Here is a 22,521-nt window from a genome sequence, read left to right as displayed (position 1 = left end):
ATGTTTAAAAGACAAATTCTTATAAGTGACGCATCGAATGTTGAAGTTTCTGTCCCCAGTACATTCAGATGTATTGATTTTACTAATTATTCAATTTATTTTGATAGTCATAATAAAGTATACCAGTACATAGGTAGATTTTTCTCCCTATTAATTGTAGGTGAGATAGTACATCCACAGTTTGATTCATTTGACTTAAGGATTATTGTTAATGAACTTGACAATTCAGATATAAGTTTTCCAATCATCAATAAATCTCTATCGAGATGCTGTGGAAGATACTATTTATTTTATAGTGATAGTAAAGTTGATATGTTAAGAGCTGATGCAACATCACTTGCGCAAATTAATTTTTCTAGTAGTTACGGTTTGATAGCGACAGACATTAGTCTCTTGCAATATCAAAGTATTAAGCTTACACATAATGAAGAAGCCTATAAATTTTATAAGGAAGTCTTTCCAAAAAAAGGAAATGGTAATGCTTGGATCGGGCATGAAACTATTTTTAATGAGATAGAAAAAGTACTTCCTAACCATGCTTTAAGTATTAGAGATATGAAAGTTGTTCGTTATTGGCCTCAAGTTGAATTTAAGTACCATGATATTAATCAGGTTGTGACAGAAGTTGCAGAAGAACTTAAAGCCATTTTAAAATCTTTTTCTGAAGTATCACCATTATCAATCGCTGTTACAGCAGGTAATGATTCTAGGGTGATGGCCGCTGCTACAAAAGAAATTAAACATAGATGCTATTACTTTATTGATAAGTTGAAAAATTTAAATGACGATCATCCGGATATTGTCATCGGTAAGAGGATTTGTGATACACTTGGAGTGAAATATACGATCCATACTGATTTTTTAGATGTGGATAAAATACCTGATTCATTTAAAAATGAATATTCCAATTCTGTTTTTTACGCTACTGAAAAACGGCTCCCAGAAGTCTATAACTATTCTCTAATGTTGTCTGATTATATCAATATTTGTGGAGTCGGTGAGTTTGGGCGATCTCCTTTTGGAACACCAAAATCTGATGTGTCTGTTAACTATTTATGCTATAAATATCATTGTATTAATTCATTCTATGGCAATAAGATAAGCAAGGAATGGTTGGATGACTTTGAAAGTTATAAGTATTTAACTAATTATCCAATTAACACTTTGTATTATATAGAGCAACGTATCGGAAATTGGGGAGCTGTCGGTAATGCAGAGTCTGATATATCCTTCGAAGAAGTCAATCCTTTCGCATCGCATTATATTATCGAAAGGATGATATGCTTGCCGAATAAATATACTAACTATAGTAATAATTATTTATTTGAAAATATTATTCACTACCTAGCTCCAGAGATTAGTTGTATACCCGTTAACCCCGTTTATACTATTAAAGATAAATTTTTTAGATATATTAGAGGGAGGTTTTTTTTCTCAATGATAGAACGGTCTAAATATACGATAAAAAATATTTTTGGCAAAAAGGTAGCATAATGAATCTTATCCATTTTTATCGGATCGCTCATTGGGCATACGTGAATCGAATTCCATTAATCACAAATGTTATGAAATTTATTTCTTTTTTACTATTTAATTCCGTTGTCCCAGCTTCTGTGAAAATAGGGAAAAATTCCCGTTTTATGTATGGAGGGATAGGATGTGTCATTCATAAAAAATCGATTATTGGTAATAATGTTTGCTTAGGCCAGGGTATTACAATAGGAAGAAAGCTAAAAGAGTCATGTCCAGAGATAGGAAATGATGTATATATTGGTGCTGGCGCAAGGATTTTGGGTGACATAAAAGTTGGAAATAATATAATAATTGGAGCAAACGCTGTTGTTATTAATAGCATTCCAGATAACTCAATAGTTGCGGGTTCTCCGGCTAAGGTTGTGAAGATGATTGAACATTCTATTTGGCAAGAATTAGGTGACCTACTTTGATTAGTGTGGAATATATCGTCTCTTCTTTATTAAGAGATGCAAAAATTAATGATTATGCTGGAAAGGATCCTTTTGATGGGTTAAATAGTAAATTTTTTATTTTTTTTCCTAGAGCCAAAACGGGCTTACTTGGTTTATTTTGGACTCAACTTCATAAGCGCTCTGCCATTAATTTTAGAACAGTATTCTTTGTTCCTGACAAGCGAAATCCTAAAGGGATTGGGTTATTTATTTTAGGCTTATTAGAAAACTATCAGTCAACAAATGAGCAGAGTTACCTAGATGAAGCGGTAGAGTTGGCTAATTGGTTGTTAACACAGCAGAGTGATAGAACTTTGTGGGGGCACAGCTGCTGGGGTTATCATTTTGATTGGAATGCACGCGCATTCTTTGTGCCAAAAGGTAAACCTAATGTAATCACGACTGTCTATGTTGCACAAGCACTTTGGGCGTTGGGGGAGATTATTAATAGTGATAAATATCGTGAGCCAGCAATTGATTCTGCGAATTTTATAGTTAAACATCTCTACACAGAACTAGATGGTGAATGTTTTTTCTCTTACATCCCAGGAGAGACCGCACTAGTATACAACGCCAGTTTATGGGGTGCCGCTTGGGTCGCAAAAATTGCTAGTATTACAGGTAATAGCCAGTATAAGAAATTGTCCTTAGCTGTTGCAAGACAATCAGTTTTAGCTCAAAGTTATGACGGTTCTTGGGTCTATGGTACAAGACACCACCATCAGTTTATCGACTCTTTCCATACGGGGTACAACTTAGAAGCCCTAACTCTATTGGCTGATTCTTTAAGTACGGATGAGTTTAAATCAAGTATTGAACTTGGCTTTAAATTTTATAAAACCCAATTTTTTGAAGCAGATGGTACTGCTAAGTATTACCATAATAACCGCTATCCTCTTGATATGCATAGTGTATCTCAGGCTGTGCTTACTCTGCTTAAAGTTGGTGGTACGCCTGATGACTTAATTATGGCCGATAGAATAATAAGTAATGCTATTGAAATATTATACTTAAAGAATAAGCGGAGATTTGTTTATCAGAAGAATCAATATTATACAAATAAAATTGATTATATTCGCTGGACAAAAGCATGGGTTTATTATTCGTTCTCATATTATCAACGTTATATTTTTTTGAATAAAAATTGAATTGATAATTTTATTACACATGGCGGTCATTGATTAGATGAAACGTATAGAATTTTTGGGATCTCCTATGGATATTGCTACAATGTCCGAGACAGTATCATTCATTGAGAATAAGATAAGCGAAGGTGTTTTTTTACAACATGTTGTAGTTAATGTGGCTAAGCTAGTAAATATGCAGACCGATCCTACGTTATCTGATTCAGTCAAGGGATGCGACTTAATTAATATTGATGGAATGGGAGTCGTTTTTGGTGCTCGATTTATGGGGCATAATGTTCCTGAGCGAGTAGCTGGTGTTGATCTATTTTACAATTTATTAGAAATGAGTGCTGGACGAGACTTCCCAGTGTTTTTACTTGGAGCAACATCTGACGTGGTCACTCAGACTGCGGATAAGGTTAAAAGACTTTATCCAGAATTGATTATTGCTGGTTACCATGACGGATATTTTTGGGATAATGAAGAGTTTGTTGTAAATAAAGTTAAGGAATCGGGAGCTAAGCTTTTATTCGTAGCAATTACTTCACCAAAAAAGGAAAATTTTATTAATAAATGGAAAGATGAACTAGGTGTTAACTTCGTTATGGGAGTCGGTGGGACATTTGATGTTGTTGCTGGCAAAGTAAATCGAGCCCCAGTTTGGATGCAAAATTCTGGTTTGGAATGGTTATACCGTATCATTCAAGAGCCTAGAAGAATGTGGAAGAGATATCTTGTTACTAATAGCAAATTTTTATTTTTATTATTGAAAGAAAAATTTTTATAGGATGAATTTGTATTTGTTTCTATTTTAACTATGGTTGATTTTTGTAAAGTTTTTTACTAGCGCTTTTCTAGTTGTGACTAATAGAGTGGCATTTCTTAAAATGAAATTTTATAAGAGAAATTTGTCTCATATTTGATTCGTCTCATATTTGAGTCTGTATCTCATCGAAGTGTCGTTGTAATAAGATGCACGTCTACTGATAATTATGTCACCTTATCCATGTTCGCAAGGTATCTGCATTATGCTGGCCTTGCTAACCGTACTTTTAGCCTATCGAACGCAGTTTGGTTGGGAAGGTATGCATATTTAGTAGAGGGAAACTTTTTCATGACAATAAAATATTTGGTTTTCGCTGTAGGAATGATCTCATTGGGTGGCTCAATGGTTCAAGCTGCAGATCAGGAAGGTTGCATTATTAGCCGGAAAACCGGAGATAAGTACTGCCTAAATATAGGGCAGCGTTCAGAATATTCGCTACCATCTTGGATTTATAATCATCAAGTTGATGTTTTAGCACCTAGTGGTGTTTCAGTGATGCTCAGTGACTGGGATAATTTATCTTACAATCGCTTGGCAGTTTTTGACCATTATACTGATAACAGTGAGTTAAAAAATGTTAAAGCATTGAACGGGCAGGCTTTAGATTTTTCTCATCCTCGTTCCATGCGTGTCCTTGCATCGGAACTTTATCCTGAAGCTTGTATCGTGAGCCGTGAAAATGGTGAGCGTTTTTGTCTTAAAGAAGGTGAGCGTTCTGGTTATTCGCTCCCTTCCTATATCTATGGACATGCTGTCGATATAGTCGCTCCAGAAGGTCTTGGAGTGATACTTAGTGATTGGGATAATTTGTCCTATAACCGTTTAGCTGTTTTCGGTGGTAATACATCTAATGCACAACTGAAATCAGTGAAAGCTTACAATGGTGAACTCCTTGATTTTTCACACCCTCGTTCTATGCGAGTTGTGTCATTTGATGTACCTTCTGACACCATTAGCACGCAGTTGAAATGGTCATGGCAAGGCGGTGGCTTTAAGCCATTATCGAATCAAGTGATGGCGACTCCAGTTGTTGCTCAACTGAATGATGATAATGGCGATGGTAATATTGATGAAAAAGACATTGCTGACCTTATCGTTGTGACGTTTGAAGGGAACAAGTATGTTAACGGAGGCCTAGTTCGAGCCTTAAGCGGTGTTGATGGCTCGGAGTTGTGGTCTTATGAGCAAGGTGAAGCCATTGCTGACGCAAGATATTCACCAGCTGTCGCTGATTTAGATGGTGATGGTGTAGTTGAAATCGTTACAACCAATACATCTAGCCCCTATTTAAATATTTTGGATAACAACGGTCATGTAAAGAAACAGATTCTCAAAGCACAAACTGGAGGCCGTTCAGTTGGCTCTATAACCCTCGCAGATCTTGATGGGGACGGTAGTGTCGAGATTCTATCTTCAGATGGCGTTTATAATTACGAGTCAGGTCTTGTATTTAGTCATCCTTGGGCCCCATCTTCTATTAATGTGGATATCGATGGCGATAATTCGCAAGAGGTCTTTTCTGGTGGTGTAATGTACCAAAACAGTGGTGCCGTCAATTGGCAGTATCTAGCCAATGATATGGTGTGGTTTTCATCGCTCGTTAATTTGGATAACGATGAGCGTCCAGAAATTGTGGCTTCGGTCCCTGCAACTTTCGCAACAGGTGAAAATGCACGATTTGCTGTTTTAGAACACGACGGTACCGTAAAGTGGGAAGTGAATAACAGTACAAATCCAGGTGGTGGCGTACAAGCTGTTTCTAATTTCTTAGGTAAAGCCAAAGTTATCGAAAACAATGAATGGTCAAAAGTCTATGGATATCGTTCTCATACTAATCCATCGACGATTACTATCACATCGGATGCTAAATTATCAGTACGCTCTGGTTTAGCGATTGATGCGGTGGGGAGCTCAGCTCAATCACTTATTGGTGGCCGTGGTGGTAACCTTAGCCAACCAGTCAATATCAAAGACGTCAAATCTGTTGATGTTACTTGGGGTAAGTATTATTGGGGTGGTTATCATGTCGTTGCGCTCGATTTCAGAATGAGTAATAGCAGTATTATTAGGATGGGGTCGAAAAAGTACGCGTATTCTAAGCAGACCGAGAGTTTTAATGTGCCAGCCGATAGCCAAATTAAGAGTATCAAAGTGTGGACTGAGGGGTGGCTAGTTGATGGTTTGCAATTTGAATTGGCTTCTCGTAGTGGCTCTAATGATATTGATGTGAAAGGCATTGTTTACGCTGGATATACTGCTGTGGATATGTACAACAGTAAAGGTGATCGCGTCTGGTCTGCTGCTAACGATGATACTGGCAGTGGTAAAATTGGTGTTTCTGCTTACGATTTTGATGGCGATGGTATTGATGAAGTTATTGTTCAGGATCATGCCAGAGTGCGAATTCTTGATGGACGAACGGGCCAGGAAAGAGCCTCTTTCGCGCATTCGACCTCAACCTTGTGGGAGTACCCGATTGTTGTTGATCTTGCGGGGGATAACAACGCAGAGCTGATTGTTGTTGCGAATGATTTTGATAAAAACTATGTCGTTAACCATGGTGTGTTTGTTTATGAATCTGCGGACAGTGCAAAACCTTGGAAGAATGCAACTCGCATCTGGAACCAGCATGCTTTCCATCTGACGAATGTTACTCAAGATGGTGTAGTGCCTACAAATGCGACACCGAGTTGGTTGAGCCATAATACATACCGTTCGAGTACATTACGTGCAACGGTGGGTGGTGAGTCTCCAATTTTTGGTTACTCAAATACTCAGCAATCACAACGTGTAGTGACGGCGGATAACCAGATGTATCTGCGTTCTGGTTTTGCGATCGATGCGATCGGCACGACGGCCAACAACTTGGTGGGCGGCCCGGTACAAGGTACTAACGGTGGTGTGCTAAGAGCACCGATTGCTCTTGATCAATTGCAATCCGTGGAAGTTACCTCTGGTCTTTATAACTGGGGTGGTTACCACATAGTGGCGATTAAGTTCACGATGAAGGATGGCTCTAGCGTGTTATTGGGCTCAACCAACTATGCGAGCAACAAAAAAGTTGAAACGTACACTGTGCCGCAAGGTAAACGCATCAAGCAGATCAATGTTTGGACTGGTGGCTGGTTAGTTGAAGGCTTGCAGTTTGTATTCGATTAATTGATATCGTTTTAATTCAATAATTGAAAATCCCTCGAGGCAATCGAGGGATTTTTTATTAACCAGATATGGAGTAGGAATTGTTTTGGACGTATACCATTCCTGCTTGAAGCTGCGCAGTGTTGGAAACATTCGTTTACTTGCAACTTCAAGTCGTTTTTATATATCAGGAATATTTTGAACGAGTGACCAGACTCGGCATTGAATTTGACCAGTGTCCCATCAATAAACACAGCAAGAAATAAAGTGTTGTTGCGGGAGCTTGAAGTGGGAAATCAACACTCATGTGTATCAACATACCAATAATAGCCATCATGGATGATAATCCGATCCCTTTCATCAATCTATTTCTGCGGTTTTTAAACGCATAAAATGCGCGTTGGGCGGCGACTAAGATCATTACACCTAATATCGAAACCATGACAAGGCCTGATTCTAAGGTGAATTGGATGTAGTCATTATGAGCATGATCGTAAAACAGTTTTACTTTTCCTTGATTGTAGGAAGGAAAAGTGGAGTAGAAAGTACCAGCCCCAAAGCCAGTCAGAGGCCTTTCTTGTATTGCAACTAGGGAATATCTGACAACATCATCTCTTGATTCACTTTCCAAGCTAGTTTCAATAAGACGTTGTTTGACTTTCTCCAATCCAAACCATTGGCTCACGATGAATGTATCAATGATGAATAAACTGATTATAAGCACATAAACACTTTTGGGTTTCGGTTTGTAAAACAATAGTAACAGCACACAACCTACGGTTAGGGCGATAAAGAAAGCCATATTTCCCATTCTTGAGCGTGTTAAGACTAATGCAATCACCATGATCACGAGCCCTAAACGTACAAAGGCTTTATCAGACAGCAACACGGCTAAAAACTGTTTAGTGATATTTCTAAATCCGGTTTTGTGTGAGCTATCGAGTTTTGCAATTAATAAGCCAAATCCAATGCAGAGATTCAGCATCAAGAAGTTTGCCAGATGATTATGATAGACAAAGCTTCCGGAGGCTCTATTTCCTAGTGGCAGCTTGAAAATTATCGAATGATCTAGGTTGAGTAGCAAAATCACGCCAGCGTAAAAGCCTTGGCAAATTCCACTGCTAACCATGACTATTGCGAGAAGTTTTAATTTTTTAGGTGTATCGATGAGGACAAGAGCAATAAGACAAAACTGGAAATAGTGGAGCGATTTGATTGCAGAGACAAAGACTAAACTAGGATCCTGAGTTATACCAAGTTGTGGAATACTTTGGATGAATGACCAGCAAGTGATAAGTGCGATGGGAATGATGACTAATTTTCCCCTTATCAGACAGTTTTTCCAATGCTCAAAAGAGTAGTTGAATAAACAGGCAATAAGCAGCAATGCAATCCAGATTTCATTGAATGACCATGCTAATGGGCGATTACTACCTAAAGGTATGGGCAGCCAAAATACAAAAATGAGAAATATTGGGAAAATGGATTTTTCTATTAGACGCATACTATTAATATCAATTAAGAAGGGCAGGAATATACCTGCCCTAAACTGGATGAAAGCATCGAATTAAACGATCAGTTTGGTGAAGCGGTACCACCACCACTGCCATTGCCAGTTCCAAGTGTTGTGGTGTTACCTGGCACCGTTGCGACTGGAGGTAAGCCACCAGGTAAAGCCGATGGAGTACCTGCCGCTGTCGGTTCAGTAATGGTCGCTGGGTCAGCGCCACCGGAGATTGCAGCAACAATCACATCAGTTGAGTCCATTAAATCCATTGCAATAACAGCATCAACGATAGCTTGAGCTGACTCTGGTGATTTAGTGACAGCAAGCTGAATGACTTCAGAACGCATCTCTTGAGGTGCATTTTTAACGAGTATTGCAGTCAAAGCTGCGACTTGGTCACTCGATATATGGTCAAATACTGTATTGAAGATATCGAGTGCTAGTTGTGGGTGTAGAGTAGACGCTAGGTCCGCCATTTCCAGAGCCATGCTTGGGCATAGTTTCATTAAAGCTTGCAGAGAAATAATGGCATCGTCTGCTTGTTCTAGGCTGGCTCTTATTGTGTCTGTGGCCACTTTATGGTTTTTATAAAGTGAACAAGTAATTTCTGTTTCGGCATATAACCTTGAACTAGCCAGCAAAGCTGAAATAGCAATCCAAAATATCCATAGTGATTTTTTCATTGGTAAGTCCTAAAAGCCTACGATTTACTGTTGCGATGATTATAAGTGAAGTAGTACATCCAGTGATATCGTACTTCTGTTAATAAGGGTTCGATTCTCATTCTTAAGGCGTTTTTATGCGCGAGGTTGTCTTAGTTTGGAGCATAAGTTTGAAGATTGAAGTCTGCTAGTAACGTAATAGATTATTGAGGCCATTGTTATACCAAGTAAGCTTGCCCCTAAATCGAGCAAAGAGAATGATCGTGAACGCGATAACATTTGTAAACTTTCATCAATTACGCAACAGGTCGAGACGATAACTATGGCGAGAAAGATGCTCTGTATAGGGGAAAGAGTGGCGGAAATTACTCGGATAAAAACCAAGGTAATGAATAGCGCAAGTGTAAAGTGGAGATAAATATCACCGCCGAGTGACTTTTCCAAAAATATCGGTATCTCAGCATGAATATTCAGTGTTTTTGCCAGTGATAGCGAAGCCGTACCAAGAGAAAGCAAGGCTAACATGAACAAGGCGATAGGCCGGTTTATTGAATAATGTTTTATCATCGAGATCACTCTAGCGCTCTCTTGCAGAGATTATTTTTCTCAGTATAACGTTGAGGGTTATAAATAATAGCTGCACAGGTAAATTTTAAGAGACCGTTTGATTTTAGATACTGGTAGGCTTCTCCTCGGCTTTGAGGATGAGCTAATGCTCTTGCGGCGTGATCAATAATGATAGTTCGCTGCGGCGCTGAAAAAATAGACCAATGGTTAAGGCCAATCTGGGAAAGTGTGTTGTTCACTTTGGGTGTAAAAGGCCCATATCTGTCGGCTTGCGCAAAATAGAGATCAATATTTTCCCCTTTCAACTGAGTTTCAATCACCAATAAATCAGCCCATGTATCTGACCAAGTGGGTCTCAATAATGCACTTTCCAAGTAGGCCTTTTTTGCATTGAGCAAGCGGCTCTCTTTATCTACATCATCGCCCAAATAGGCTTCCCACTCATAGACCTTACCCAGTAAATTGTGGTAATGAGGATGGTCTCTGTGGTGTTGTAGGGCCTTTAGTATCATGAGTTTTGTCTCATTCACTTGCTCTAAAGTTACACCATCACTGTGCTTTGTCCAATAGTCGATATTTCTTTCTGTTGCTAGCGCGTAAATGGACGCCGTCAAAAAATGAAATGCAAAATAGAGAGTAACGAGTGCAGTTAGCCCAATGCTCAAACGCAAAGCATGGGCTAAAAAAGGGTGATTCACGACCTTCATGGTTATTTTTCTGGGCCGTAATAGGATTGATATTGATGATAACCGCTATAATTAGAGGCTTTTTTGGTGTTCAGTTTGTTCAATATGACACCATCAATTCTCGCTCCTTGCTGCGTTAAGCGTCCAACCACATCTCTAGCTACTTTAGTGCGTGTGTGTGGAGCATTGATCACGAGTATGGTCGAGTCCACGTACTGCGACAGCATAAATGCATCACTCACGGCTAAACATGGAGGTGTATCAATCACAATTCTGCTATAGCGTGTCTTTAGCTCTTCGAGTAGTGAGGCAAACTTAGGCGAGGAGATAAGTTCAAGAGGATTGTCTGTCACGACTCCTGCAGCCAAAACATCAAGCCCTGATTCTTCATCGGTATAGAGACACTCTTCTATGGTATGCGTACCTATGAGCAAGTTGCTCATTCCTGGCTGTGAACCAGAGATGCCAAAACGGTGTGCAACCGATGGTTTTCTCAAATCGCAGTCAATCAGTAGTGTTTTTTCCATTTGTGCCAGTGAAAAAGCCAAATTGATACTCGAGGTTGTTTTTCCTTCCTCAGGTAGTGAAGAAGTAACCATTACAACATGATGATCTTTGTTGGTGTTGGCAAGTAAATAACCAGTCCGAACGGTTCTAATCGCTTCTGTTAGCTCTCGGTGTTTCGAATCAAAATAGGTTTTGAGCGTCAGGGGACCTCGAGTTTTAATTGCCGGTATAATACCGAGCAAGCTTAGTGATAACTGTTTTTCGACCTGTTTTACATCGAGGAATGTATCATTTACCGCATCAGCAATGAAAGCAACAACGCACGCCAAACCAAACGAAGCGACAAACGCTAACAATACAATCAGTTTACGATTCGGTTTACTTGGGGCGAGGGGCGGATTGGCAAAATCGGTAAAACGAGCAATCGTAGCATTAAAGTCGCTCGATGCACTGGTCTCTTTTTGACGACTTAAAAAGAGATCAAACAGCTCTCGGTTTGTTTGGACTTCGCGCTTTAGCTCTGAATATCGTGCATTTTTTACGGAGAGGCTTTGAAACTCTGATTTGCGTTTCTCAAGTTCCCGGTGTAAAGAACTCTCTGCTTGCTTAGCAGCCTGTAACTCATTGTTGATCCCGTTTAATAGCTGTTTTAGTTCGGAATTTAAATTGCGTTTAACAGAGGCTAGTTCGGCTTGAGCTGATTTTAGCTTTGGGTGTTTGTCACCATAACGTTTTGATAGTTCCGAGACTTTCTTTTCAGCTTGCACTTCAGCCAATTTGACATCTCGTATCGTCGGGTGGTTAGAGATCTCTGGGATAGATGCAAGGGCAGAGAGGTCACCATCTTGACGGCTGTACGTTTGAGCGACCAAATAAAGAGTTTCAGCTGCAACGCGTCTGTCTCTCGTTTTATTCAATTGAGAGGTCAGTTCTTCAAGTTCTTGAGATGCTAGGCTTTCAACGCCTTGGATATCAACTAGTCCTTCAGATTTTAAAAATGCTTGTAGTTGAGCTTCTGACTTTTTTAGTTGTTCGCGCAAATCACCCATGCGGTTGTTGAGCCAGCTATTCGCCTTCAGTTCAACTTGAAGTTTGTCTTCGATATGACTATCCATAAAGACGTTACCAATCTCATTGGCAATTTGAGCCGATAATTTAGGGTCTTTACTGGTGTAGAAAATATTCACTAGTTGAGTTTTTCTTATTGGGCTAACTTCTAGCCCACGCTTAAACTTAGCCAGAACCAATCGGCTAGTCCGATAGTTTTGGTCTTCCTGTGATATTTCCGCTGGCTCTTTCTTGAACGATTTTAGAACAGGAAACCATTCCAATACATCGAATTTAAACTCAGTTTTTTGATTATTTTCTACAGTAGGGTCAAATTCTGGGTGGCTGGCAAGGTTAAGGCGTTTAATGACTTCCTCTGCGACTCGGTCTGATTTCAAGATCTCTATTTGAGTCAAATAGTATTCTTGGCTTTTGGTATCTAAACCATAGATGTCTTCAATCGAAACAGCTTTTGCTTGTTTTGATTCGATGATCAGTGAGGCGCGAGCGGTATATTGCGAAGGAATCGATAATGCAATCAATACGGCAATGGCGGTGACCATTGTAGAAAAAAGTAGAATACGCCATTTATAGTTGAGAAGAACATGAAAATACTGACGAATATCAATAACTTCATCTGAGTTCAAGTGATTTTTAATTAAAGAGTTTTCCATACAACTAAGTTACCTAAAAAAAGCTTTCTTCTACGGTGAGAATGTCACCAGGCTGAATTTTATGAAGCAATGTTACTTTTACTGGCTTGGCCTCAGGAGCATCACTTGATGATATATAGATCTTAGTTTTAGACGCTCGCTCAGTGAATCCACCCGCAATCGTAATGGCTTTGTTTACGGTTAACCCCGGATGATACGGGTAACTCCCGGATATTTTCACTTGTCCGTTGATAAAATAGGGACGATATTCGACTATGCTGACAAAAACATTGGGGTTAACCAGATACCCATCGATTAAACCATTGTGGATAACAGTTTTTACTTCCTCAATCGTTTTTCCTTTCAGTTTAATTCGTCCCAAAAAAGGGTAATCAATGTTACCACTGTCACCCACACGCGTTTCAATAGATAACTCTGGTTCATCATAAACTTGAATCCGAATTTGATCCCCAACGCCTAACTTATAAAAACTCTCATTGGCCAATGTTGACCAGGAAAGACAACTCAATAGAATGACTAAGAAGTACTTCATCGTAAGTTACATCACACCTTCAATAGCAAAGTAATAAACATTTTGATCGTAGCTTAACGAATTGATGCTGGAATCTCTCGATTCAAGTTGGTAGCCGACTTTGAATGTTAGCCAACGACGAAAATCGTAGCTTAATGAAAGTGTTACCTTATTGGTGTCATCGTCGCGAGCAGTGCTGGTGTAATTCTCGCTTAATAGAGAATAATCGACGTTAGAAGAGATGATGTCACTCCAATTGTGTGTCCAATTTGCGTTATACACTTTGGTATCGATTGAATCACCTGTACCGTCAGTATCGGTTGATTTACGATTTGTTTTCAACTGCACTGCAGAGTATGTGCGGATGAGATAAGTGACATCAATATCCCATGAAAAAGAGTCGAAATCTTCCCTAGAAGAGGATTCAAAATCTTTATGTTGCATACCGACCTTGGCATTTCCCTGCAGTTTCCCTGTTGCGTCCCACGAGGTACCAACATATCCCATATAATGGGTGCTGTCTTTGAGAGTTGAGCCTGGGGCTATATCACTATAATGCCTATCATTAACGATAATTTGGAAAACCAACGATGTTTTTGGCAGCGCTTTATAGTATAGAGAGCTGTTGAATCGTAATTCATCCCAATTTTGGTATTGAGTAATATTTTGGTTGTTTTTATAGTCCAAATTGCCCCAACCAAGGTTGGTTTCTATTCGACCTTTGGCGTCTTCACCACCAAAACCGTAACCGAGGTTGACGTTATTGGTGTTGTATTCGTTGTACGACAAATTGAGTGTCGTATCGTTATCACCACGCTGTTCATGAGTTAATGCAAGAGCATAGCTGAAGTCAAATCGATGCTTGGAATTGAGCTCCCAGTCACTGGCTAAATCAAAGAAATGGTCAGTGTAGTTATCTTTGCTAGAGCTGAAAAAATCGCCTCTTTGTAGTCGATAACCTACGCGATGTTTCTGGCCACTTGTCGGCTCTATTGCTAAACCGATACCTGGTTCGAACACTGAATATTGGGAATGTTCGAGATCTTGTGACGCTTTTGCTAAGTTGTCGTTATAACCCGTTGATAAGTTTAAAAACGGTACAATAGCAATCCCTGACTCAGTCATAATTGGGTTGGGTTGCGGTTTTGCTTGTACGGCTGATAACGCAAAAAAAGCCAAACCAAAGGACGCGATTCTATTTAAATTAGTTGTTTTCATATGAGTATGCTTTATCCATTCTAGTAAGCATTCTTGCCTACAAATCCTTTAAATACGGTGAGAAATACGATTTTGATGTCGAACCACAACGACCATCTGTGTATATAGTCCAAATCAAATTGGACACGTTTTTCCATTTTATCTAGCGTATCGGTTTCACCACGCCAGCCATTAATTTGTGCCCAGCCAGTAATTCCTGGTTTTACTTTATGTCTCAGCATGTAGCGGTTAACGATCGTTCGATACTCTTCGTTGTGCGCTACGGCATGAGGGCGAGGGCCGACAATAGACATTCGACCTTGTAGCACATTAATAAACTGTGGTAGCTCATCTAATGATGTCTTCCGAATAAACGCACCAAAAGGAGTCACTCGGGGATCATTTTTTGTTGCTTGTGTCACTTTGTTCCCATTGTCCATGGCACGCATGCTTCTGAATTTCCATACTTTGATAGACTTTCCATCCAGCCCATAACGCATCTGTTTGAAAATAATGGGACCTGGTGAGCTGAGTTTCACGCCTACTGCAACTGCAATAAGGACAGGACTGATTAAAATCAAGATAAGACTACTTAAGACTAAATCTTCAAAACGTTTTAGCCACGTACCTAACCCATTGAACGGTGTATCAAAAATACTAAAAGCATTAACATCGCCGATGGTATACCAACGCGAATGCAGTAAATTGAAGGTGAAAAAATCCGGCACAATATAGGTATTCACTGTGCTATCCGAAAAGGCCTCTAGAATCTTGCTGATTCGATGCTGGGCTTGCATTGGTAGTGCTATGTACACACTTTTTACTTGACCGTTTTTGGCAAGTGTTAATGCATCATTAACTTTACCGAGCACTGGAATATGGCTTGCGATACGTTCATCACCCCTATCATCGTAAAAGCCAGTCAGTTTAATACCTAACTCAGGGTTATTGATGAGATTTTTCGATAGTTCCAGGCCCTGCGGTGTCATGCCGATAATGACAGCTTTAGTGGTGTGATAACCTTTTTTATGTAGATAGTAAATGACTGTAAATGCGACGAAGCGCCAAAGCAGTAATAAAATAAATGATCCGACAAACCAAAAACCTAAAATTAAACGTGAGAAATCGCTTCCAGTTTTTGTGAAATAACCAACTAAAGTTAAGCAGCCAACAGTTGAAGCCCAACAAAAAGCAGTATGTAGAGTTAAAACTCTAAGTTTTGTGGTTCGCCAACCGCTGTATATATCAAGGCTTTCAGCAATAAATGAATAAAAAATAACCCCTAAAAGTCCCACAGATATATAAGACATCGTAACGATATGTGAGTGAAACTTTAGTGTAATATACATTGTGATCAGTATTACTAAGCAATCTATCAGGCGGTAGAAAAATTTACCTTGATAGTTAGAAATACGGATCCTTCCTCTTTCACCCATTGTAGAAGCTCCTAACCGCTCAATTATTAAGGTAACGAATAATAATTATTTTTTAGCAGTGCATTCTCATATTAAGCTCCGACGACTTCAACTGATCAGGTGCATCAAAAATAAGACGCGATGTGTGATATATGGAATGGGTGACTGTATTTTGGGTTTTTCAATTTGAGATAGAGTACGGAGAGTCGGATAAGGTGATGTAATCACTTGCTATTACTGCATTAACTTAATGCGGTCACCTTGTTAGACGACCGTTATATAAGAGCTAGCTAATGTTTAAATAAAAATAATGGGGGGCATTTACGGTGTAAGAATTAAGGCTAAATTTGGTTGTATTTTTATCTCTTCTTAATCTTATGGGTATTGCGACAGCTTAAGGGTAAGTCACGCTATATCGTGTGGGTTTATGATTCATTGCTAACACAAGGTTAAGTGAGACAGCCCCGAGCACAGACAGTGTGGCAATGGAAAACGAAACAAAAAAGGCAGAAGCAGCTAAAATTGAGCAATCTATAACCAACTGACTTTTGCCAACAGGGATCCCAAATTTATCTTGAATAAACAAACACAAGACATTAAAGCCACCCAAGCTGGAACGGTGACGAAAGAGAATTAACATGCCAAGACCCATTAATAATCCCCCGGCAATGGCGCAGTAAATTTCATTGACCATTTCCAAAGAAATTACCAAATAAAGATGGTCCGCAAAAATAGAGACTAGTGCGCCGGATAGCGCGCTGTTGATGGCAAAGCGATGACCAAATCGTTTCCAAGCCAAAATGTAAAAAGGGGTGTTAGCCAAAAAATAAATGCTACCAAATGAGGCTGGGACTAACTGGCTGATCAGCAGTGCTAAACCAGCGGTTCCACCTGTCAGTAAATGAGCGGACTGGAGAAAGAAGACGCCTTGTGCGACCAAAAAGGTTCCCGTTAAAATGGCAACCCAATCTTCTTTACGTGTGTGTGTTCGCATCGATAAATAATTTTAATAGCTAAGAATGGCGAGCATAGTAAAGAAAAAGTAATATTTTCGGTAGATAGAGAGTGAAAATTGAGGTAAACCTATGTAATTGCAGCTTTACAAGGTGTAAAGCAGAATGGTTGACATACTAACTCATCATTATCCAACTTACTGTTTAGCATGAGTTACCTCACTATCCATTATGAAAAAACTGCATGATAATTTCTGTAATTTGTTCTTTATGACCCAGATCAAATTATGTAGAATGTGCGCCATATTACGGTGACGAAAACGTTTGCTTTTGGTCGTTGTGTGGTTTTTTTGAAACTTTCAGTAAAATCTGAGTCAGGAGATACAGATGCTTAAGCGTGATATGAACATCGCAGATTACGATGCGGACCTGTTCGCAGCTATTCAAGAAGAGACTCTTCGTCAGGAAGAACACATTGAACTTATCGCTTCGGAAAACTACACAAGTCCACGTGTAATGGAAGCGCAAGGTTCACAGCTCACCAATAAATACGCTGAAGGTTACCCAGGTAAACGCTATTACGGTGGTTGTGAGTTTGTCGATAAAGTAGAAACACTGGCGATTGAACGTGCGTGTGAACTGTTTGGCGCAGACTATGCGAACGTGCAGCCGCATTCTGGCTCACAAGCAAACAACGCGGTTTATATGGCGTTGCTTAACGCAGGTGATACCGTATTAGGAATGAGCTTGGCACACGGTGGTCATTTGACTCACGGTTCTCCTGTCAACTTTTCCGGTAAGCTGTACAACATCATTCCTTATGGCATTGATGCAAAAGGTCAAATTAACTACGAAGAGATGGAAGCATTAGCGGTTGAGCATCAGCCAAAAATGATCATCGGTGGCTTCTCTGCTTATTCACAAGTTTGCGACTGGAAAAGAATGCGTGAAATTGCTGATAAAGTGGGCGCTTACTTGTTCGTTGATATGGCGCATGTAGCTGGTTTGATTGCGGCGGGTGTTTACCCTAACCCTGTTCCTCATGCCCACGTAGTGACGACCACTACCCACAAAACATTGGCAGGTCCTCGTGGTGGCCTTATTCTTTCGAATGCAGGTGAAGACTTATATAAGAAGCTTAACTCAGCCGTATTCCCTGGTGGTCAAGGTGGTCCTTTAATGCACGTTATCGCAGGTAAAGCGGTTGCGTTCAAAGAAGCTCTAGAACCAGAGTTCAAAGAGTATCAAAAACGGGTAGTCGCCAATGCGAAAGCGATGGTGGCCGAGTTTTTGGCTCGTGGTTACAACATTGTTTCAGGTTCCACAGAAAATCACCTGTTCCTTGTCGATTTGATCGATAAAAATATTACAGGTAAAGATGCTGATGCGGCATTGGGTGCGGCTAACATTACAGTGAACAAAAACTCTGTACCGAATGATCCGCGTAGCCCATTTGTGACTTCTGGCATCCGTGTGGGTTCTCCATCAATTACTCGCCGTGGTTTTACTGAAGCTGATGCGAAAGCACTAGCTGGATGGATGTGTGATATTTTGGACAACATGGGTGATGAATCTGTTATTCAAGCAACGAAGGCAAAAGTGTTAGAAATTTGTAAGCGTTTGCCTGTATACGCGTAGTTTTACGCACAATAAAATAAAGCTCCTAATATTCAGGAGCTTTTTTATTTGATCATTATTTATTTTATTGAGCACCAATAAGAAGTGTGGTCTCTTGCTGTTGAATGTGTTCTGCAGAACTATTTTGCAATGCTGAGCAATGTGCCTGACTTACATTGAAAAGAGTAATATTTAGTGCTCTCGTTAAATTTGCCTAAACCTTCACCATCACAATACTCAATATTAATATTGCGCATAGTATCAAGTGTCTTTTCGCTATTTAAGGCAAACTTAGAGCCGTCAGCGCAGACAATACGAACGCGGCCATCATCACTCACAGAGTAAATGTTGACTTCAGTATTACAAAGCTCAAAGGAGGCTTCACGATAGTTATCTTGCTGAGTATTAGACGCGCAACCGGCCATTAAAGTGGCTGTAACAAGTGCTAATGTACTGATCGTTTTCATATTAATAAATCCCTAGCTTTGTTATCTATTTTCTATGCCGTTAGCCTATAGAACATAGAATCAATATTCAAGCTTCAATCATTAACCGAGCAGAGTCTCAAAAACCGATGAGTGAACATCGGCTTGATTGAACTTGTGCTGTGTGGTTATTTCACTTCTAGCCCTTTGGCTTGCATATCCGCATGATAGGAGGAACGTACGAACGGGCCACAGGCGGCGTGAGTAAATCCAAGCTCTAGTGCGATCTCTTTAAGTTCGTCAAATTCAGACGGTGGAACGTAGCGTTCAACTGGCAGGTGATGGCGACTCGGTGCTAAATATTGACCAAGAGTCAGCATTGTGACGTCGTGAGCTCGAAGATCTTTCAATACTTCCACGATCTCTTCTTTTGTTTCACCAAGCCCCATCATGATGCCTGATTTGGTAGGGATACTTGGATGTTGTTGCTTGAATTTCTTCAACAGTTCCAGTGACCATTTATAGTTTGCCCCAGGACGCGCCTTACGATATAGACGTGGTGCGGTTTCTAAGTTGTGGTTAAACACATCCGGTGGGTTATCTTTGAGTAGTTCAAGGGCGATATCCATTCGGCCACGAAAATCCGGTACTAACGTTTCGATACGGATCTCTGGGTTTAATGCTCGAATTTCACGGTTACAGTCGGCAAAATGTTGGGCACCACCATCACGTAGGTCATCACGGTCAACTGAGGTGATAACCACGTATTTCAACTTCATATCCTTAATGGTTTGCGCCAGTTTTTGTGGTTCGTTTGTCTCTGGGGCATTTGGCCGTCCGTGAGCAACGTCACAAAATGGGCACCGTCTTGTGCAGATGGCGCCTAAAATCATAAAGGTGGCGGTTCCGTGGTTAAAGCATTCTGCTAGGTTAGGGCAAGACGCTTCTTCACACACCGAATGGAGATTATTTTTACGCATTGCCGATTTGATCTCTTGGATGCGTTGGCTATCACTCGGCAGCTTAATTTTCATCCACTCGGGCTTACGCAAAACTTCTTTTTGTTCGGCGGCTGGCATATTTTTTACAGGAATTAATGCCATTTTATCAGCGTCGCGGTATTTAACGCCTTTTTCCATTTGGATCGGTTTGCTCATGCTTTTTACCTTTGAAGAGGTGCTTCTGTGCTGAATTCTACTTGCTCGTAAGCCAATATGTTAACGAGTTCTATTATAAGTTGTTTTTCTACGGTTTGTAGTTCTGTCGGGCCGCCCAGTTCACTGACTTGGGCCATTTCTAAACCCTGATAGCCACAAGGGTTAATGCGTAGGAAAGGGGAGAGATCCATGTTGACGTTTAGCGCTAAACCATGAAACGAACAACCTTTACGGATCCGTAACCCAAGAGAGCAGATTTTTTTCCCTTTGACATAGACACCAGGGGCATCTGGTCTTGCGGCTGAGTCAATACGGTATGCTTGCAAGGTATTGATCACGATCTGTTCAATTTTGGTCACTAACTCTCTTACACCTAATTTTTTGCGGCGTAAATCGATCAAGAAATAAGCCACCAGTTGGCCTGGACCATGGTAGGTAACTTGGCCGCCTCGGTCACTTTGTACCACTGGAATATCGCCAGTATTGAGAAGATGCTCAGCTTTACCTGCTTGGCCTTGGGTAAAAACTGGTTGATGCTCGACAAGCCAAACCTGATCCTGTGTGCTTTCGATTCTTGTATCGGTAAATTCATGCATAGCTTCCCATACAGGAAGGTATTCTTGGCGACCCAGACGTTTTACAACAAGCGAATTTAACATCAGCGTGACTCATCTACCGTATAAATAAAGTTTTTGGATTATAAACTTCTTCCAGCGAATGGACTACTAATGAGGACGATAAATTTGTCCTTAGTGTGATGGGGCATATGCTATCTATATGATTTATATTAAAAAAGCAGCCTAAGCTGCTTTCAAAAAAATTGAATAAATCAAAAAATGAGAGGCTAGGCATCTCAATCACGGTTTTTGGGCTACAGAACCATACGTACGATATCGATCTCACCTAGCTCTTTGTACAGTATTTCAACTTGTTCGATAGAGGTGGCGGTAATGTTAATCGATAAGGAGTGGTAAGTCCCTTTTGCACTGGGTTTAACTCGTGGGCTGTAATCACCTGGAGCGTGACGTTGGATAACTTCAAGAACCTTCTCTGGAAGTTCGGGCTTTGCGTGGCCCATCACCTTGTAGGTAAATGAACAAGGAAACTCGAGTAAGTCTTTGAGTTTTGCATCAGAGTTGATAGTCAGCATAATGGAAACTCCCGTTGATAATTCGATTAGCGGTGGCGAATACTACAGCGAATGTTGATGGAACTCAATAATCACAAAGCCGCGGTAAGGCGGCTTTGTTTTATCTTCTACAAGGGATATCAGAATAACCCTTTGAAAAGCAATATAATGTAGTCCCAAAGACGGCTAAATATGCTGCCTTCATCAACATTTTCTAATGCCAAAAGAGGGTATTCAGCCACGTCTTTGCCATCAAGCTGGTAGTAAAGCTTACCGACCACATCACCTTGGCTTATTGGTGCTCTGAGTTCTTTTTCAAGAACAAAGCTTGCGCTGAGATCTTTCGCTTGACCGCGAGGGAGTGTAACGTAAGTATCTTCATTGACACCAAGCGCCACTTTATCTTTGTCACCCATCCAGATTTTTTCTTCGACGAATGTTTCACCTGCTTTGTGTGGCGCAACGGTTTCGAAGAATCTAAAGCCATAGCTCAGAAGTTTTTTGCTTTCTGATTTACGAGCATTTTCATCTTTGGTACCCATAACCACAGCAACGAGGCGCATTTTCCCTTCCGTTGCAGAGCTAACTAAACTGTACCCAGCATTACTCGTATGACCGGTTTTAATACCATCTACGTTCATACTTTTATCCCACAGCAAACCATTTCGGTTGTACTGGGTAATCCCGTTATAGGTATATTTCTGCTCTGAATAAATACGGTACTCGTTTGGTACATCACGAATCAACGCTTGACCTAGTAGCGCCATGTCATATGGAGTTGAATAGAGATTTGGGTTATCCAGACCGTGTACGTTAGCAAAGTGCGTATTGCTCATTTTTAGTGAACTTGCCCACGCATTCATTAGGTCAACAAAAGCGTCTTCTGAGCCAGCAATGTGTTCAGCCATCGCCACGCAAGCGTCATTACCAGACTGAATGATGATACCTTTGTTCAGTTCTTCTACGGTAACTGTAGTGCCGACTTCAATAAACATTTTAGAAGAGTCAGGGAAGTTTTTAGCCCACGCATTTTTACTGACCACCACTTTATCTTGTGGAGAGATATTGCCACGTTTAAGTTCTTGGCCAATCACGTAGCTAGTCATCATTTTCGTCAAACTTGCAGGTGAAAGTTTGGTGTTCATCTCTTTTTCTGCCAGCACTTTACCTGAATGGTAGTCCATCAACACATAGCCTTTAGCGGCAATCTGAGGAGCATCAGGTATCACGATAGGCGCAGAAAATACTGAGCTAGTAAAGGTTGCAGAAAGCGCAATAGAAGACGCTAGAATCGGTTTTAAGAATGTGTGTTTTTTCATGAGGAATGCAAATTATCTTATTAACTGTCCATATCTTAACAGAAACGACCTATCAAACCAGAGCTTGAATCAAGATCACTGGATTTGATA

The 22,521-nt window shown here is 40.3% G+C and carries 19 protein-coding genes; 6 read left to right on the top strand and 13 right to left on the bottom strand.

What is annotated here, in order from left to right:
- From AACV12_RS08600 to AACV12_RS08580, 5 genes are all read left to right on the top strand, one after another.
- On the top strand, window positions 1–1,494 hold the full coding sequence (locus AACV12_RS08600; protein ID WP_170900179.1) for a hypothetical protein: 1,494 nt from the start codon (window positions 1–3) through the stop codon (window positions 1,492–1,494).
- Window positions 1,494–1,946: a serine O-acetyltransferase gene (locus tag AACV12_RS08595; RefSeq protein WP_170900178.1), complete on the top strand. Its 453-nt coding sequence runs from the start codon at window positions 1,494–1,496 to the stop codon at window positions 1,944–1,946. Before AACV12_RS08600 ends, AACV12_RS08595 begins: the two co-directional genes overlap by 1 nt.
- A complete protein-coding gene (locus AACV12_RS08590) occupies window positions 1,943–3,115 on the top strand; it encodes an aspartate-semialdehyde dehydrogenase (protein WP_170900177.1) in 1,173 nt (390 codons plus the stop codon). Before AACV12_RS08595 ends, AACV12_RS08590 begins: the two co-directional genes overlap by 4 nt.
- Window positions 3,116–3,152: 37 nt before the next feature.
- Window positions 3,153–3,881 carry a WecB/TagA/CpsF family glycosyltransferase gene (locus AACV12_RS08585; RefSeq protein ID WP_013857356.1) on the top strand — a complete coding sequence of 243 codons (729 nt, stop codon included), beginning with the start codon at window positions 3,153–3,155 and terminating at the stop codon, window positions 3,879–3,881.
- A gap of 327 nt (window positions 3,882–4,208) precedes the next feature.
- Complete coding sequence (locus AACV12_RS08580) at window positions 4,209–7,079, top strand: beta-prism lectin domain-containing protein (protein WP_170900176.1); 2,871 nt, start codon at window positions 4,209–4,211, stop codon at window positions 7,077–7,079.
- 166 nt (window positions 7,080–7,245) lie between these two features.
- Here the strand turns inward: AACV12_RS08580 and AACV12_RS08575 are convergent, their stop codons facing one another.
- From AACV12_RS08575 to AACV12_RS08540, 8 genes are all read right to left on the bottom strand, one after another.
- Window positions 7,246–8,562 carry an O-antigen ligase family protein gene (locus AACV12_RS08575; protein WP_170900175.1) on the bottom strand — a complete coding sequence of 439 codons (1,317 nt, stop codon included), beginning with the start codon at window positions 8,560–8,562 and terminating at the stop codon, window positions 7,246–7,248.
- Window positions 8,563–8,633: 71 nt separating this feature from the next.
- Window positions 8,634–9,248, bottom strand: a complete 615-nt coding sequence (locus tag AACV12_RS08570) for a hypothetical protein (protein ID WP_013857353.1) — start codon at window positions 9,246–9,248, stop codon at window positions 8,634–8,636.
- A 551-nt stretch (window positions 9,249–9,799) separates the two neighbouring features.
- Window positions 9,800–10,501: a VpsP family polysaccharide biosynthesis protein gene (locus tag AACV12_RS08565; RefSeq protein WP_088728713.1), complete on the bottom strand. Its 702-nt coding sequence runs from the start codon at window positions 10,499–10,501 to the stop codon at window positions 9,800–9,802.
- Window positions 10,502–10,503: 2 nt separating this feature from the next.
- Window positions 10,504–12,708 (bottom strand): exopolysaccharide regulatory tyrosine autokinase VpsO, encoded by a 2,205-nt coding sequence (gene vpsO / locus AACV12_RS08560; RefSeq protein WP_170900174.1) that lies wholly within the window; start codon window positions 12,706–12,708, stop codon window positions 10,504–10,506.
- 13 nt (window positions 12,709–12,721) lie between these two features.
- The gene (gene vpsN / locus AACV12_RS08555; protein WP_088732057.1) at window positions 12,722–13,240 is read right to left on the bottom strand and encodes an exopolysaccharide export protein VpsN; all 519 of its coding nucleotides are present in this window, start codon (window positions 13,238–13,240) and stop codon (window positions 12,722–12,724) included.
- Window positions 13,241–13,246: 6 nt separating this feature from the next.
- Complete coding sequence (locus AACV12_RS08550; protein ID WP_170900173.1) at window positions 13,247–14,437, bottom strand: outer membrane beta-barrel protein; 1,191 nt, start codon at window positions 14,435–14,437, stop codon at window positions 13,247–13,249.
- 20 nt (window positions 14,438–14,457) lie between these two features.
- Entirely contained in the window at window positions 14,458–15,852 is a 1,395-nt protein-coding gene (gene vpsL / locus AACV12_RS08545; RefSeq protein ID WP_013857348.1) for an exopolysaccharide biosynthesis glycosyltransferase VpsL, read from the bottom strand.
- A 373-nt stretch (window positions 15,853–16,225) separates the two neighbouring features.
- Window positions 16,226–16,825, bottom strand: a complete 600-nt coding sequence (locus AACV12_RS08540) for a YitT family protein (protein ID WP_013857347.1) — start codon at window positions 16,823–16,825, stop codon at window positions 16,226–16,228.
- Between the two features lie 346 nt (window positions 16,826–17,171).
- On the opposite strand from AACV12_RS08540, the gene glyA reads away from it, so the two are divergent.
- A complete protein-coding gene (gene glyA / locus AACV12_RS08535; RefSeq protein ID WP_013857345.1) occupies window positions 17,172–18,422 on the top strand; it encodes a serine hydroxymethyltransferase in 1,251 nt (416 codons plus the stop codon).
- Window positions 18,423–18,541: 119 nt separating this feature from the next.
- Here the strand turns inward: glyA and AACV12_RS08530 are convergent, their stop codons facing one another.
- The 5 genes from AACV12_RS08530 to AACV12_RS08510 form a co-directional block, all read right to left on the bottom strand.
- On the bottom strand, window positions 18,542–18,868 hold the full coding sequence (locus AACV12_RS08530) for a hypothetical protein (RefSeq protein WP_013857344.1): 327 nt from the start codon (window positions 18,866–18,868) through the stop codon (window positions 18,542–18,544).
- A 146-nt stretch (window positions 18,869–19,014) separates the two neighbouring features.
- On the bottom strand, window positions 19,015–19,983 hold the full coding sequence (lipA, locus tag AACV12_RS08525; RefSeq protein ID WP_013857343.1) for a lipoyl synthase: 969 nt from the start codon (window positions 19,981–19,983) through the stop codon (window positions 19,015–19,017).
- Window positions 19,984–19,988: 5 nt separating this feature from the next.
- Window positions 19,989–20,642, bottom strand: coding sequence for a lipoyl(octanoyl) transferase LipB (gene lipB / locus AACV12_RS08520; protein ID WP_170900172.1), 654 nt, complete (start codon window positions 20,640–20,642; stop codon window positions 19,989–19,991).
- 212 nt (window positions 20,643–20,854) lie between these two features.
- Window positions 20,855–21,133, bottom strand: a complete 279-nt coding sequence (gene ybeD / locus AACV12_RS08515; protein WP_010317329.1) for a DUF493 family protein YbeD — start codon at window positions 21,131–21,133, stop codon at window positions 20,855–20,857.
- A gap of 119 nt (window positions 21,134–21,252) precedes the next feature.
- Entirely contained in the window at window positions 21,253–22,431 is a 1,179-nt protein-coding gene (locus tag AACV12_RS08510) for a serine hydrolase (protein WP_017045828.1), read from the bottom strand.
- Between the last annotated feature and the right edge of the window lie 90 nt (window positions 22,432–22,521).

This window comes from Vibrio sp. 2-2(8), assembly GCF_963888495.1.
Classification (GTDB): domain Bacteria; phylum Pseudomonadota; class Gammaproteobacteria; order Enterobacterales; family Vibrionaceae; genus Vibrio; species Vibrio anguillarum.
This window is presented reverse-complemented; position numbering and strand designations above follow the sequence as displayed.

Bases quoted from the DNA above. Each gene is read 5' to 3' on its own strand.
- AACV12_RS08510 (WP_017045828.1), bottom strand. From the start codon at position 22,431: ATGAAAAAACACACATTCTTAAAACCGATTCTAGCGTCTTCTATTGCG.
- lipB (WP_170900172.1), bottom strand. From the start codon at position 20,642: ATGTTAAATTCGCTTGTTGTAAAACGTCTGGGTCGCCAAGAATACCTT.
- vpsO (WP_170900174.1), bottom strand. From the start codon at position 12,708: ATGGAAAACTCTTTAATTAAAAATCACTTGAACTCAGATGAAGTTATT.
- AACV12_RS08565 (WP_088728713.1), bottom strand. From the start codon at position 10,501: ATGAAGGTCGTGAATCACCCTTTTTTAGCCCATGCTTTGCGTTTGAGC.
- AACV12_RS08540 (WP_013857347.1), bottom strand. From the start codon at position 16,825: ATGCGAACACACACACGTAAAGAAGATTGGGTTGCCATTTTAACGGGA.
- AACV12_RS08585 (WP_013857356.1), top strand. From the start codon at position 3,153: ATGAAACGTATAGAATTTTTGGGATCTCCTATGGATATTGCTACAATG.
- glyA (WP_013857345.1), top strand. From the start codon at position 17,172: ATGCTTAAGCGTGATATGAACATCGCAGATTACGATGCGGACCTGTTC.
- lipA (WP_013857343.1), bottom strand. From the start codon at position 19,983: ATGAGCAAACCGATCCAAATGGAAAAAGGCGTTAAATACCGCGACGCT.
- AACV12_RS08575 (WP_170900175.1), bottom strand. From the start codon at position 8,562: ATGCGTCTAATAGAAAAATCCATTTTCCCAATATTTCTCATTTTTGTA.
- vpsN (WP_088732057.1), bottom strand. From the start codon at position 13,240: ATGAAGTACTTCTTAGTCATTCTATTGAGTTGTCTTTCCTGGTCAACA.
- AACV12_RS08550 (WP_170900173.1), bottom strand. From the start codon at position 14,437: ATGAAAACAACTAATTTAAATAGAATCGCGTCCTTTGGTTTGGCTTTT.
- AACV12_RS08595 (WP_170900178.1), top strand. From the start codon at position 1,494: ATGAATCTTATCCATTTTTATCGGATCGCTCATTGGGCATACGTGAAT.
- AACV12_RS08530 (WP_013857344.1), bottom strand. From the start codon at position 18,868: ATGAAAACGATCAGTACATTAGCACTTGTTACAGCCACTTTAATGGCC.
- AACV12_RS08580 (WP_170900176.1), top strand. From the start codon at position 4,209: ATGACAATAAAATATTTGGTTTTCGCTGTAGGAATGATCTCATTGGGT.
- ybeD (WP_010317329.1), bottom strand. From the start codon at position 21,133: ATGCTGACTATCAACTCTGATGCAAAACTCAAAGACTTACTCGAGTTT.
- AACV12_RS08600 (WP_170900179.1), top strand. From the start codon at position 1: ATGTTTAAAAGACAAATTCTTATAAGTGACGCATCGAATGTTGAAGTT.
- vpsL (WP_013857348.1), bottom strand. From the start codon at position 15,852: ATGGGTGAAAGAGGAAGGATCCGTATTTCTAACTATCAAGGTAAATTT.
- AACV12_RS08570 (WP_013857353.1), bottom strand. From the start codon at position 9,248: ATGAAAAAATCACTATGGATATTTTGGATTGCTATTTCAGCTTTGCTG.